Here is an 11729-nt window from a genome sequence, read left to right on the forward strand (position 1 = left end):
TTGCATCATTCTAAGAAAAGGAAACCTGATGGATTCAAATTTTGTAGAGGAACTGAAATGGAGGGGCATGCTCCACGATGTGATGCCCGGAACAGAAGAGCACCTGATGTCGGGAATGCAATCGGCTTACGTGGGGATTGATCCTACCGCAGATTCACTTCATATTGGTCATTTGGTAGGGGTGATGATGCTGAGGCATTTTCAGCTTGCCGGACATAAGCCTTATGCCCTTATCGGAGGTGCAACCGGAATGATAGGGGATCCTTCGGGTAAATCCAGCGAGCGCAATTTGCTGGATGAAACAACCCTGAGATTAAATCAGGAGGCCATCCGAGAGCAGCTATCCCGCTTTCTCGATTTTGACACTGATGTTGAAAACGGTGCAGTCCTTGTCAATAATTACGACTGGATGAAGGATTTCAGTTTTCTCGACTTTATAAGGGATGTGGGAAAGCACATCACGGTGAATTATATGATGGCGAAGGACTCCGTTAGAAAGAGACTTGATGCAGAGGCTAAAGAAGGTATGTCCTTTACCGAGTTCACTTATCAATTGGTGCAGGGATACGATTTCCTGTACTTGTATCAGAATTACAACTGTACCCTCCAGATGGGAGGAAGTGATCAGTGGGGGAATATCACCACGGGAACAGAATTGATCAGGCGTATTGGAGGCGGGAAAGGGTATGCTTTAACCTGTCCCCTGATCACCAAAGCAGATGGCACTAAATTTGGCAAATCAGAAGACGGAAATGTCTGGCTTGACGCCCATAGGACGTCTCCTTATAAATTCTATCAATATTGGATCAATACCTCAGATGAGGATGCCGAAAAGTACATCAAGATATTTACGTTTTTGTCCCGGGCAGACATTGAGAGCCTGGTTAAAGAGCACCAGCAGGCACCACATTTAAGAACACTTCAAAAAAAATTGGCTGAAGAGGTGACCACCATGGTCCATTCCAAAGGCGATCTTGAAAATGCGATCAGGGCCAGTACCATCCTCTTTGGCAAATCTACTTCCTCTGATCTCAAATCACTTGATGCATATACCTTCCTGGAAGTCTTTGAAGGAGTTCCACAGGCAGAGATATCCAGAGGGGATATTAACAACGGACTCGACATAATAGCTGCCCTGGCTGCAAATACAGGATTTCTTAATTCCAATGGAGAAGCGAGAAGGGAACTGAAACAAAATTCCATTTCTGTTAACAAGGAAAAAGTTTCCGAGGGGTATATGATAAAAGAATCAGACCTTATCAATGATAGGTATGTACTCTTACAACGCGGTAAGAAAAGCTATTTTATTTTAGCCGTTTCTGATAACTAAAATTCAGAATTTGAACTTACAGTACCATCAGGTTGCATCCCCGGATGTCGGCGTTATCAAATCGTCCCAGAATTTCAAATCCTCCTTCGGGGTAGAGTCGACCCAGATCCTGGGTAGCGATAAAAGAACATGAATACAGGTTGGCAAGATCAATTATATTCACTCCACCGGTTCTTCCAGGTTCTATAAAACTTAACGGATCTTCGGTGTCGCGGATAAAAACCTCCATCCAGGGAGGGGAATAAAACACTCCTTCGCCTTTTGAATACGCCTGGGAAAGAAGCTCTGTCATTCCGTATTCGGAATGAACTGACTTTAGTCCAAAGGCTTGCCCGATATGTCGGTGGAGTTCTTCCCGAATCAGTTCTTTTCGCTGCCCTTTCATTCCTCCGGTTTCCATAATTATGGTATTCCTTAGTTCCATTGGATGTTGTTCGGCCAGATCCATAAGTGCAAAGGATACCCCTATTAAGAGGGTTTTGGTGTTCTCATCGTCCAGTTTTCTGAGAAGATTTGCCAGGCTGGGCAGATTTTTAAGGTAGAATCCACTTCGGGGATGTCTACTTTGCTTGATCAGATCCTGCACCATATAAACAAGAGAAGAACCAGATCTTTCCAGATAGGAAGGGAGCAAGGCCAGAATACAATAGTCTTCCGGATTTCCGTAAAAGAGTTCAAAACCCTGGCGAAAACTCTGTTTGTAAAGGTTTAGATCGGTGATCAAATGCCTGCTGGGGAGTGAAGATGTAGTACCGCTACTGGTAAAAACTATCTCAGGCTCAGCGGAAGAGGAAATTAACTGCTTTTTTCTAAAGAATTCTATGGGTAAAAATGGAATGTCTGAGGGGGTGGTAACTACCTCCGGATCTTTGCCAACATGCTGGCAAAACTCTCGGTAAACGGGATTATTCAGGTATTGATATTGGAAAACTGAAATGGCTGTCGCATCGAATTCCTGCTTGTTCTTAATCGTGAAAATCCTGTTGAGGTCCATGGCGTGAAATGCTTCGCCAAAAGTAGTAAATATTAAGCCTGTGAGCTATGGGTTTAAAATGAGACTGGACTTTGAAATGCTATTTAACCACCAGCTTTCTTGTCATGGATTTATGCCTTTCCTTGACTTGTAAAACGTAAACCCCGGGAACCAATCGGGAAATATTCAGGGAATTGGTGGAGATGCGATCCCTAAGAACAACTTCTCCAAGCACGTCGTATACTGTTATGATCTTGGTGTCATTGTAATCGGATGTGATATACACCACATCACTGTAGGCAGGATTTGGATATAATTTGAAATTGGGGATTTCCTGGGACGGACCAGTATCAGTCGTAGGTTTTTCCTGGCCATAACTCCATAGGGAAACCAATAGGAATGCGGTTAAGTAGAGTATTTTCATCAATATTGATTTGGGATCAATACTTAAAAGTACCTAAAGACTCCCACTACCACTACAAATTGTTGTGAATGAGAGGAATTTGTAGGTGAAAAATTACACCGGAGCATTTCGTCGATAAAAAAGAACATTTTATCGACCTGGCAATAGAATTTTTGATTGTCTTAAGGTGACAAAAACAAGGGGGATATGGCTATTTGATGATCAGTTTTCTGGTAGCGGTCTTGTTCTTTTCCTGTACCCTGAGAACATATACACCTGAGTCGAGGTCTGACAAATTCAATTCTTTCCCTAAAATTGTCGTTGCGATAACCTGTGTACCTAATACATCAAAGATGAGTATTTTTTTAGGCGCATTGGCCTTGGTTTCAATATAAATCTTGCCATTGGTGACAGGATTGGGATAGAGATTGAATCCCGCAATTTCACCCGGATTTGAAGGCTTGTCCTGAGCAAGCCCGGTAGAAAAAACCAATAAAAAAGCTAGTAGGTAAAAGTGCTTCATACTGAGGGGGTTACAAAGGTACAGAACAAATATACTTATTTTGAGATTCCATTATTGTCACAAGGCTTATTCTAACTAAGAAATTCGATGAAATGCACCTTTATTCCCTTAAATATCATTAATCATACCAAGATGAGGTAAATTTTTATATTATTTCTGTTTAATACTTTCTCTGGGCCCTTTCAGTTCTACACCTGCCCTATGTTATAAAATTGTTATGATCAACATTTCGAACTGAGGAATCTTTAGGGTGTGTTATTTATTTATATTTTTGATTGGATCCATAAACTTGGAATTAATGAAGAAGCAAGATATTCGCATCCTTCTGGTTGATGATGAACCAGATATCCTGGAGATATTAAAATACAATTTGTCATCTGAAGGCTATCAGGTATCAACAGCTAAAAATGGAGTTGAAGGGGTAGAAAAAGCGAAGAAAAAGAAGCCTCACCTCATTATTCTGGATGTGATGATGCCCGAAATGGATGGGATAGAGGCATGCGAAAAAATACGCCATACGGATGGGCTTCAGGATACCATTATAACTTTTCTTACAGCGAGGGGTGAAGATTATTCACAAGTAGCGGGTTTTGATGCCGGGGCAGACGATTATATCACAAAACCTATTAAACCAAAGGTGCTCGTCAGCAAAGTGAAATCGCTTTTGAGAAGATTAAAGGAAAAAGAGGATCCACAGCCTGAGATTAAAAAGGTTGGAAAAATCGTTATAAACAGGGAAGAATATAAGGTGGTGAATGACGGGAAAGAAATTATACTACCCCGTAAAGAATTCGAATTACTATCCCTGCTTACTTCCAAACCTGACAAGGTTTTTAAAAGAGAAGTTATTTTAGACAAAGTTTGGGGACAGGAAGTTGTGGTTGGTGGCCGGACGATTGACGTACACATTAGAAAACTAAGGGAAAAAATCGGAGACCACCATTTTAAAACGGTCAAAGGAGTAGGCTATAAGTTTGTATTATAATGGCCATACAACTGAGGAAATCCTATAAGTTTGCCCTGAGGTCTTCCTTCTACATTTCTATTTTCCTCCTGCTTTTAGCTCTTACACTTTTTTACTTTTTATCTCTCTGGAAGTACTGGCCAGTTCTGGTTATTGCGATCTTCCTGATCTTTGGAGTTTCCTTTCTTGTCATTCAATTTCGAGTTGAGAAATTTATCTATCGAAGAATAAAAAAGATATATGATGATGTCTCATTGCTCGAGTCCTCATCTTTGGCAATGGGCCCTATCACTACTGATATGGCGACTCTTACTGAGGAAATTGAAAAATTTGCCAAGGATAAGAGAATTGAAATTGATACTCTGAAAATCAGGGAGGCTTATAGAAAGGATTTTCTGGGGAATGTTTCACATGAACTGAAGACCCCACTTTTTACAGTTCAGGGATACATTCTTACTCTCCTTGAAGGGGCAATGGACGATAAAAGAATTCGCAAAAAATACCTTCTTAGAGCCAGCAAAGGAGTAGAAAGACTCATTTATATTGTTAAAGACCTCGATCTTATCACAAAATTAGAAGCCGGAGAACTCAGTCTGGATATTGACACCTTTGATATTATTGAATTAATCAACAATGTCTTTGATCTACTCGAAATGAAGGCAGCCAAAAAAAATATCAGCCTTACATTCGATATGGATTACAAGCACCCGATATATGTGCGGGGCGACAGGGAAAAGCTTCAGCAGGTGATAACTAATCTTGTTGTCAATTCTATTAAATACGGGCATTCCGATGGGACTACGGAGGTGAGTGTGGAAGACCTCATTAAAAACAAAGTGATTGTAAGAGTTACGGATAATGGCGAAGGTATTCCGGAAAGCCACTTGCCCCGCATTTTTGAGCGATTTTACCGGATCGACAAAAGTGGAAGCCGGAAAGAAGGAGGTTCCGGGCTGGGTCTGGCCATCGTAAAGCATATTATTGAGGCACATGGGGAAAAAATCTATGTGGAAAGTGCCGTCGATGTAGGGTCTGAATTTTCATTCACTCTTGAAAAAACAAAGAAACCCCGTGAATAGTTCAAGCAGCCTTTTTCGAAATACGTAGTTTTGTAAAAATCAATACAGGTATTTTGTGGGGAGCAAGAATAAACTCAAAAGATTTAAAGAAAACGAATCCTTTCCCAATGTGTTTCAGCCCTTGCGGGATGAAGTCCTTAAGGGCGTGTTTCCCCATAAAGGAAACTGGGCTGAGGTTTTCGGTAACCATAACCCTCTGGTGGTGGAACTCGGCTGCGGGAAGGGGGAATATACAATAGGCCTCGCAAGGATGCATCCCGAAATTAATTATATCGGGATCGACATAAAAGGCGCCCGCCTATGGAGGGGGGCTAAAACGGCATTGGAGGAATCTCTTACAAACGTCATTTTTATCAGATCGCAGATCAGTTTAATCGATGACTTATTCGCCCGGGGAGAAGTATCTGAGATATGGATCACATTTCCCGATCCGCAGATTAAGTTTAAAAGAACAAAACACAGGCTGACAAATCTCGAATTCTTAAAAAAGTATGCCCTGGTTTTACAGGAGAACGGGCTGGTACATCTGAAGACCGACAGTGAATTCATGCATGGTTATACCCTTGGGATACTCCAGGCCATGAATATGGAAATTATGTATTCCAATCACGATGTATACAAAAACGAGGGGAGTCCGAAGGAAGTTCTGGAAATTCAAACCTTTTACGAAAATCAGTATCTTGAGCTGGGGAAACCCATCACCTATTTAAAATTCAGGATGCCTGCTTTATGACCCATCTCCTAATATTATTCTTTGTCACTTTTTCTGCAGCTTTTATGGCGACAGTCCCACCGGGCCTGCTTAACATGAATGCAGCTAAAACAAGTGTGGAAAAGGGGAAGAATAATGGGATCATTTTTAGCCTCGGGGTGTCAACGATGATCATGATGCAGGCCTATATCGCTGTGCTGATCTCCAAGTTCCTTTACAATAACCCGGAAATCATCGATCTGTTGATGAAGATAGCTGTTGGGATCTTTGCTTTTTTTGCTATTTACTTCTTCATTATGGCCAAACGGTTTAAGCCCAAGAAGATCCGCATAGAAAAAATAAGCAAAAAGAACAGCTTTTTTAAAGGGATGCTTTTGGCTGCTTTGAATTTACTGACGATACCTTATTACAGCGGACTCAATGTGATGTGGAATGCCTCTGGATGGATTAAATTTGAGGTTTGGGATATTGCCACCTTTGTACTTTCTGCCGGAATGGGAACCTTCACTGTACTCTATCTTTACACCTTTTATTTTAATAAACTGGAATTGAAGAATAAGACCTTTTCCAGAAATTCAAACTATATCCTGAGTGGCCTGATGGTGATTTTACTTTTAATTACCCTTATAAGGTTATACAACAGTGATCATGGATAAAAAAGATACCGACTTCTTTAGCCGCGTATACGAACTGGTAAGGCAGGTACCCTATGGAAAGGTGACATCTTATGGTGCCATTGCCAGGTATCTGGGAGCTGCCCGAAGTGCGAGAATGGTCGGCTGGGCCATGAACAATGTGGTAGACAGGGAAGATGTACCGGCACATCGCGTAGTGAATAGAGTAGGACTACTCACAGGGAAACATCATTTTGGAGGCACCAACCTCATGCAGCAATTGCTGGAGAATGAAGGTCTAGTGGTTGTAGATGATCAGATTCAGGATTTTGACAGACACTTCTGGGATCCTATGAAGGAACTCGGAGAACCCCAGTAATCAGGATCGAAACAACGGTAAAAATCATTATAAAAAAGCGGTATTTCGCTATAAGTCATTTCCATTCAGTTCTTTCCAAATCTCAGTACTAAGCCCTATCTTTGTTGTTTAGAATGATTTTACATTAAATAGGGGTTTTAAAGGGATGAAACTAGATAAAAAAGACATTTTAAATGCACTGCAGACCATTTCAGTACCAGGAGAGGGACAGAATATGGTTGACAGCGGCGCTGTAAAGAATATTCAGACTTTTGGAGATGAGGTTGTGGTGGATATCAGTATTAAAAACCCCAGCCTTCAGGCCAAAAAGAAAACGGAGGTTTCAATTTTGCAGGCTATTCACAGGGAGGTTTACGAAAAGGCGAAGATCACTGTAAACCTTAAAGTGGATGCCCCCACAACACCTACGACCAATGAGATTAAAGGGAAGCCCATTCCCGGTATAAATAATATCATAGCCGTCGCCTCCGGAAAAGGAGGTGTTGGAAAATCTACTGTCACAGCCAATCTGGCCGCCACACTGGCTAAAATGGGATTCAATGTAGGTATACTGGATGCTGATATTTATGGACCCTCTATCCCTATCATGTTTGATGTGGCCTCAAAAAAACCGCTGGCCGTTGAGGTGGATGGGAAGTCGAAAATGGCACCTATTGAGAATTACGGGGTAAAGATCCTGTCAATCGGATTTTTCACACAGCCCAATCAGGCTGTTATCTGGAGAGGACCCATGGCTGCCAAAGCGCTCAATCAGATGATCTTTGATGCACACTGGGGTGAACTGGATTTCCTCCTTATTGATCTACCTCCGGGAACCGGTGATATTCATCTTAGTATAATGCAGGCTTTGCCCGTAACAGGGGCAATAGTGGTGAGTACTCCACAGGAGATCGCCCTTGCAGATGCCAGAAAAGGAGTAGCCATGTTCCAGCAGGAAGCAATCAACGTTCCTGTACTTGGGATCGTTGAGAATATGGCATATTTCACTCCTGCAGAACTTCCCGAAAACAAGTATTATATCTTTGGAAAGGACGGGGCAAAAAATCTTGCTGAAGATATGAACGTACCATTTTTAGGGGCCCTGCCTTTGGTTCAAAGTATTCGTGAGGCAGGAGATGTTGGAAGGCCGGCAGCGCTGCAAACCTCTACACCACTGGAATCTTCTTTCGAAGAAATCACGAGAAACTCGGTGCAGGAACTCGTGAGGAGAAATAAAAGCATGCCTCCGACAGAAGCTATTAAAATAACTACAATGGCAGGATGTTCTGCCGTTAAAAAGAAATAATAATGACGGCTGATGAACTTAAGATCAAAGTAGAAAAGGCCCTTGACGAGATTCGTCCTTTTTTACAAAGCGACGGAGGTGATATATCTCTGGTTTCTATTGAGAATGGCAATCTTGTCAAGGTGCGTCTAGAAGGGAATTGTGTGGGCTGTAGTGTAAATCAGATGACTCTGAAAAGCGGAGTAGAGATGACGATTAAAAAGCACGCCCCACAAATTGAGCAGGTAGTTAATCTCTTAAATTGAATGTCAGTCGAAATCACTTTCCTTTCCTTGAACTAAGAAAAAAAGTATGATTAAAACAGATATCCTGATAATCGGAGCAGGGCCTACAGGCTTGTTTGCCGTTTTTGAAGCTGGTTTACTTCAACTAAAATGCCATATTATAGACGCCCTGCCACAGCCTGGCGGGCAGTGTGCCGAAATCTATCCCAAGAAACCCATATACGATATACCCGGATTTCCGGAAATTCTTGCTGGAGAGCTCATCGATAATCTTATGGAGCAAATTAAGCCATTTCAGCCCGGTTTTACACTTGGAGAACAGGCTACAACCATTGACCATCAGGAAGACGGGACCTTCATTGTCACTACTAATAAGGGAACCCAACACCACGCACCCATTATTGCCATTGCAGGAGGTTTGGGCAGTTTTGAACCCCGGAAGCCACTTTTAGATAAGCTTGAGGATTATGAAGAAAAGGGCGTGGAATATATGATCAAAGACCCCGAGAGATACAGAGACAAAAAGGTTTTAATTGCAGGTGGAGGTGATTCTGCACTGGATTGGACCATTTTCCTTTCTGATTTGGCTAAAGAAGTAACTCTGGTGCATCGAAGAAATGAATTCAGGGGAGCACTGGATTCAGTAGAAAAGCTTCAGGATTTGAAGAACCAGGGCAAAGTAAATTTAATTACCCCTGCTGAAGTCGTTGCGCTTGGAGGGAGTCAAAAGCTTGAATGGGCTACTGTAAGACATGAAGAAAACAAAGGGGACACTAGTGAATATAATATTGAGACAGATCATTTTATTCCCCTGTTCGGTCTCTCTCCCAAACTCGGGCCGATTGCTGATTGGGGACTGGAGATTGAACGGAATGCTATAAAAGTGAATAATTCCCTCGACTATCAGACGAACATTCCCGGTATCTATGCCATAGGGGATGTTAATACATATCCGGGCAAACTTAAACTCATCCTCTGCGGATTTCATGAGGCCACCCTGATGTGTCAAAGCGCATATCAGAAAATCAATCCGAATAAAAGATATGTCTTGAAATACACCACTGTTGGAGGTGTTCAGGGATTCGATGGCTCTAAAAAAGAAGCGCCTAAAGCCGTCGTAAAAGCTATTGTTTAAACATGAGCGATATTCAGATTACAATCAGGGATAGAGAAGGGGCCACACATAAGATTCAGGCGCCTACCGATATGAATATGAACCTGATGGAGCTGGTTAGAACGTGGGAATTGGCTCCTGAAGGAACTATTGGTGTATGTGGAGGCATGGTGATGTGCGCCTCCTGCCAGGTTTATATTGATTCTACACACCCTCTCCCAGATAAAACCGATGAAGAAGAAGCAATGCTGTCTGAAGCGTTTTTCGTAAAGGAAAATAGTCGGCTGGGTTGTCAGATTCCACTGGAAAATTCGTTGGACGAGTTGGAAGTAACCATAGCTCCTGAAAGTTAAGAATCAGATTCTTGCCTGGTAGGTAAACAAATTATAATAGCGCCCTTCCTTTGCAATAAGTTCATCATGGGTTCCTGTTTCTGCGATTCGTCCGTTTTCAATAACTAATATCTGATCAGCTTTCCGGATAGTACTTAGCCTGTGTGCAATGACAAAGGTGGTCCTTCCTTTCGTCAATGCCGCCAGACTCTGTTGTATAAGCCCTTCACTTTCGGTATCGAGATTTGACGTGGCCTCGTCAAGGATCAAAATCCTGGGATTTGCCAGGACCGCCCGGGCAATAGCAATCCTCTGACGTTGCCCTCCTGAGAGTTTTATTCCGCGTTCCCCTATGAGCGTATCCAGACCATCCTCAAAGCGGTCTGTAAATTCATCGACATAAGCTGCTTTTACGGCATTCAGCAACTCATCCTCTGAGGCATCGGGGCGTGGGAAAAGAATATTCTCCCTAATGGTACCCTCAAAGAGGAAATCATCCTGCAGAACAACACCGAGGTGTTGTCTGAAATTTTTTAAAACGATCCTAGACAGATCGTGTCCGTCTACCGTAATCTTGCCTGAATTGGGGTTCAGGAAGCTGGCTGCGAGGCCTGCAATTGTACTTTTACCTGAACCTGAACTCCCAACAAGGGCTACCGTAGAACCTGCAGGGACTTCAAAGCTAATATTGTGAAGCACCTCTTTTTCTTCTTCATAGGCAAAGGAAACATCGTTGAAAATAAAATGCCCTCTGATACTTTCGGGAGTGAGAGTTCTCAGTTCCGAATTTTCTTCCTCCGGCATATTCATCAATTCCTCTGTGCGATCGAGTCCTGCAAGGGCCTCACTTAATTGACTCCCGATATTGCTCATTTGTACTATGGGCGCCACCATGAGTCCGAGCAGAAAAGTAAATTCCAGGAATTCACCCAGGGTAAGGGCATCCGTCATGATTTTATAACCCCCAATACCCATAATCCCTGTAGTAGCTACACCCAGCAAAAAGGTAGATGAACTGGTCATGACGGCCGTGGCAGTCAGACTCTTTTTTACGTTTTGATAAAGTTTGTGTACCCCTTCCTGGAAAACGGAATGTTCCTGCTCCTCTGCATTAAATCCTTTGATTACCCGAATACCGCCCAGGGTTTCAGTTAATCGACCTGTTACTTCCGCATTGATTTTCCCCCTGTTCCTGAAAATGGGTCTTATGATCTTAAAAGCCTTCAGGGCAACCACTGCAAAGATAGCAAGTGGCACCAGGGCAAACAGCGTCATGGAAACACTGATGTTCAACAATAGGATCAAAGCAACCACAGCCGTTATGGTACCTCCAACCAGTTGGACAAGTCCTGTACCGATAAGGTTGCGAACACCTTCAACGTCCGTCATGATACGGGATACTAGTTCGCCCGATTTTGTATTGTCAAAAAATCGGATGGGCAGGGCCAGAATCTTATGCTGTACCTGAGCTCTTAGTTCTGAGATCATGTACTGGGCCTGAACACTTAAGATTTTTGTAAGCAGGAAGGAAGTGACAGCCTGAACCAGGATGGCGGCAATAACAATTCCTATTAGGATTTTTAAAAGAGGGACGTCCTTATTGGGAATAATATCGTCCATCAGATACTTCAATGACATGGGTGCCACAAAGCTTGCGGCCTTGCTTATCACTATAAGGACAAGTCCGATGAAAACTAAATTCCGCCTGGGCCAGATAATAGTTTTAAAGGCATTTAAAATACTTACTTTTTTATCAGCCATTGGTGAATAAAATTAGGGAAAGGGGCCGCAAGATAC

The 11729-nt window shown here is 42.5% G+C and carries 14 protein-coding genes; 10 read left to right on the forward strand and 4 right to left on the reverse strand.

Features of this window, described 5'->3' with window-relative positions; translation table 11 throughout:
* Positions 1 to 28: 28 nt before the first annotated feature.
* A complete protein-coding gene (tyrS, locus tag AB8P51_RS07735; RefSeq protein WP_369748223.1) occupies positions 29 to 1330 on the forward strand; it encodes a tyrosine--tRNA ligase in 1302 nt (433 codons plus the stop codon).
* Between the two features lie 16 nt (positions 1331 to 1346).
* On the opposite strand, the gene AB8P51_RS07740 is transcribed toward tyrS, so the two are convergent.
* From AB8P51_RS07740 to AB8P51_RS07750, 3 genes are all read right to left on the reverse strand, one after another.
* Entirely contained in the window at positions 1347 to 2324 is a 978-nt protein-coding gene (locus AB8P51_RS07740; protein WP_369748224.1) for an acyl transferase, read from the reverse strand.
* 79 nt (positions 2325 to 2403) lie between these two features.
* Positions 2404 to 2727, reverse strand: coding sequence for a T9SS type A sorting domain-containing protein (locus AB8P51_RS07745; RefSeq protein WP_369748225.1), 324 nt, complete (start codon positions 2725 to 2727; stop codon positions 2404 to 2406).
* A gap of 190 nt (positions 2728 to 2917) precedes the next feature.
* A complete protein-coding gene (locus AB8P51_RS07750) occupies positions 2918 to 3229 on the reverse strand; it encodes a T9SS type A sorting domain-containing protein (protein WP_369748226.1) in 312 nt (103 codons plus the stop codon).
* A 298-nt stretch (positions 3230 to 3527) separates the two neighbouring features.
* Here AB8P51_RS07750 and AB8P51_RS07755 point away from each other — a divergent pair, with 298 nt between their 5' ends.
* From AB8P51_RS07755 to AB8P51_RS07795, 9 genes are all read left to right on the forward strand, one after another.
* Positions 3528 to 4214: a response regulator transcription factor gene (locus AB8P51_RS07755; protein WP_369748227.1), complete on the forward strand. Its 687-nt coding sequence runs from the start codon at positions 3528 to 3530 to the stop codon at positions 4212 to 4214.
* Positions 4214 to 5272 carry a sensor histidine kinase gene (locus tag AB8P51_RS07760; RefSeq protein WP_369748228.1) on the forward strand — a complete coding sequence of 353 codons (1059 nt, stop codon included), beginning with the start codon at positions 4214 to 4216 and terminating at the stop codon, positions 5270 to 5272. The genes AB8P51_RS07755 and AB8P51_RS07760 overlap by 1 nt, the downstream gene beginning before the upstream one ends.
* 55 nt (positions 5273 to 5327) lie before the next feature.
* A complete protein-coding gene (trmB, locus tag AB8P51_RS07765; protein ID WP_369748229.1) occupies positions 5328 to 6005 on the forward strand; it encodes a tRNA (guanosine(46)-N7)-methyltransferase TrmB in 678 nt (225 codons plus the stop codon).
* A complete protein-coding gene (locus AB8P51_RS07770) occupies positions 6002 to 6640 on the forward strand; it encodes a LysE family transporter (RefSeq protein ID WP_369748230.1) in 639 nt (212 codons plus the stop codon). The genes trmB and AB8P51_RS07770 overlap by 4 nt, the downstream gene beginning before the upstream one ends.
* Complete coding sequence (locus tag AB8P51_RS07775) at positions 6633 to 6977, forward strand: MGMT family protein (protein ID WP_369748231.1); 345 nt, start codon at positions 6633 to 6635, stop codon at positions 6975 to 6977. The genes AB8P51_RS07770 and AB8P51_RS07775 overlap by 8 nt, the downstream gene beginning before the upstream one ends.
* 145 nt (positions 6978 to 7122) lie before the next feature.
* Entirely contained in the window at positions 7123 to 8262 is a 1140-nt protein-coding gene (locus AB8P51_RS07780; RefSeq protein ID WP_369748232.1) for a P-loop NTPase, read from the forward strand.
* 2 nt (positions 8263 to 8264) lie between these two features.
* Positions 8265 to 8507 carry a NifU family protein gene (locus AB8P51_RS07785; RefSeq protein WP_369748233.1) on the forward strand — a complete coding sequence of 81 codons (243 nt, stop codon included), beginning with the start codon at positions 8265 to 8267 and terminating at the stop codon, positions 8505 to 8507.
* A 46-nt stretch (positions 8508 to 8553) separates the two neighbouring features.
* Positions 8554 to 9621: an NAD(P)/FAD-dependent oxidoreductase gene (locus AB8P51_RS07790; RefSeq protein WP_369748234.1), complete on the forward strand. Its 1068-nt coding sequence runs from the start codon at positions 8554 to 8556 to the stop codon at positions 9619 to 9621.
* A gap of 2 nt (positions 9622 to 9623) precedes the next feature.
* Entirely contained in the window at positions 9624 to 9953 is a 330-nt protein-coding gene (locus tag AB8P51_RS07795) for a 2Fe-2S iron-sulfur cluster-binding protein (RefSeq protein WP_369748235.1), read from the forward strand.
* Positions 9954 to 9956: 3 nt separating this feature from the next.
* Here AB8P51_RS07795 and AB8P51_RS07800 read toward each other — a convergent pair whose 3' ends face one another.
* On the reverse strand, positions 9957 to 11693 hold the full coding sequence (locus AB8P51_RS07800) for an ABC transporter ATP-binding protein (RefSeq protein WP_369748236.1): 1737 nt from the start codon (positions 11691 to 11693) through the stop codon (positions 9957 to 9959).
* Positions 11694 to 11729 lie beyond the last annotated feature (36 nt).

This window comes from Muriicola sp. SD30 (assembly GCF_041205185.1).
Classification (GTDB): Bacteria; Bacteroidota; Bacteroidia; order Flavobacteriales; family Flavobacteriaceae; genus Muriicola.

What these genes read in the sequence shown, in the direction of transcription:
- AB8P51_RS07795 (WP_369748235.1), top strand. Translation starts at nt 9,624, where the DNA reads ATGAGCGATATTCAGATTACAATCAGGGATAGAGAAGGGGCCACACAT.
- AB8P51_RS07800 (WP_369748236.1), bottom strand. Translation starts at nt 11,693, where the DNA reads ATGGCTGATAAAAAAGTAAGTATTTTAAATGCCTTTAAAACTATTATC.
- AB8P51_RS07790 (WP_369748234.1), top strand. Translation starts at nt 8,554, where the DNA reads ATGATTAAAACAGATATCCTGATAATCGGAGCAGGGCCTACAGGCTTG.
- tyrS (WP_369748223.1), top strand. Translation starts at nt 29, where the DNA reads ATGGATTCAAATTTTGTAGAGGAACTGAAATGGAGGGGCATGCTCCAC.
- AB8P51_RS07755 (WP_369748227.1), top strand. Translation starts at nt 3,528, where the DNA reads ATGAAGAAGCAAGATATTCGCATCCTTCTGGTTGATGATGAACCAGAT.
- AB8P51_RS07740 (WP_369748224.1), bottom strand. Translation starts at nt 2,324, where the DNA reads ATGGACCTCAACAGGATTTTCACGATTAAGAACAAGCAGGAATTCGAT.
- AB8P51_RS07760 (WP_369748228.1), top strand. Translation starts at nt 4,214, where the DNA reads ATGGCCATACAACTGAGGAAATCCTATAAGTTTGCCCTGAGGTCTTCC.
- AB8P51_RS07750 (WP_369748226.1), bottom strand. Translation starts at nt 3,229, where the DNA reads ATGAAGCACTTTTACCTACTAGCTTTTTTATTGGTTTTTTCTACCGGG.
- AB8P51_RS07745 (WP_369748225.1), bottom strand. Translation starts at nt 2,727, where the DNA reads ATGAAAATACTCTACTTAACCGCATTCCTATTGGTTTCCCTATGGAGT.
- AB8P51_RS07780 (WP_369748232.1), top strand. Translation starts at nt 7,123, where the DNA reads ATGAAACTAGATAAAAAAGACATTTTAAATGCACTGCAGACCATTTCA.
- AB8P51_RS07770 (WP_369748230.1), top strand. Translation starts at nt 6,002, where the DNA reads ATGACCCATCTCCTAATATTATTCTTTGTCACTTTTTCTGCAGCTTTT.
- AB8P51_RS07775 (WP_369748231.1), top strand. Translation starts at nt 6,633, where the DNA reads ATGGATAAAAAAGATACCGACTTCTTTAGCCGCGTATACGAACTGGTA.
- AB8P51_RS07785 (WP_369748233.1), top strand. Translation starts at nt 8,265, where the DNA reads ATGACGGCTGATGAACTTAAGATCAAAGTAGAAAAGGCCCTTGACGAG.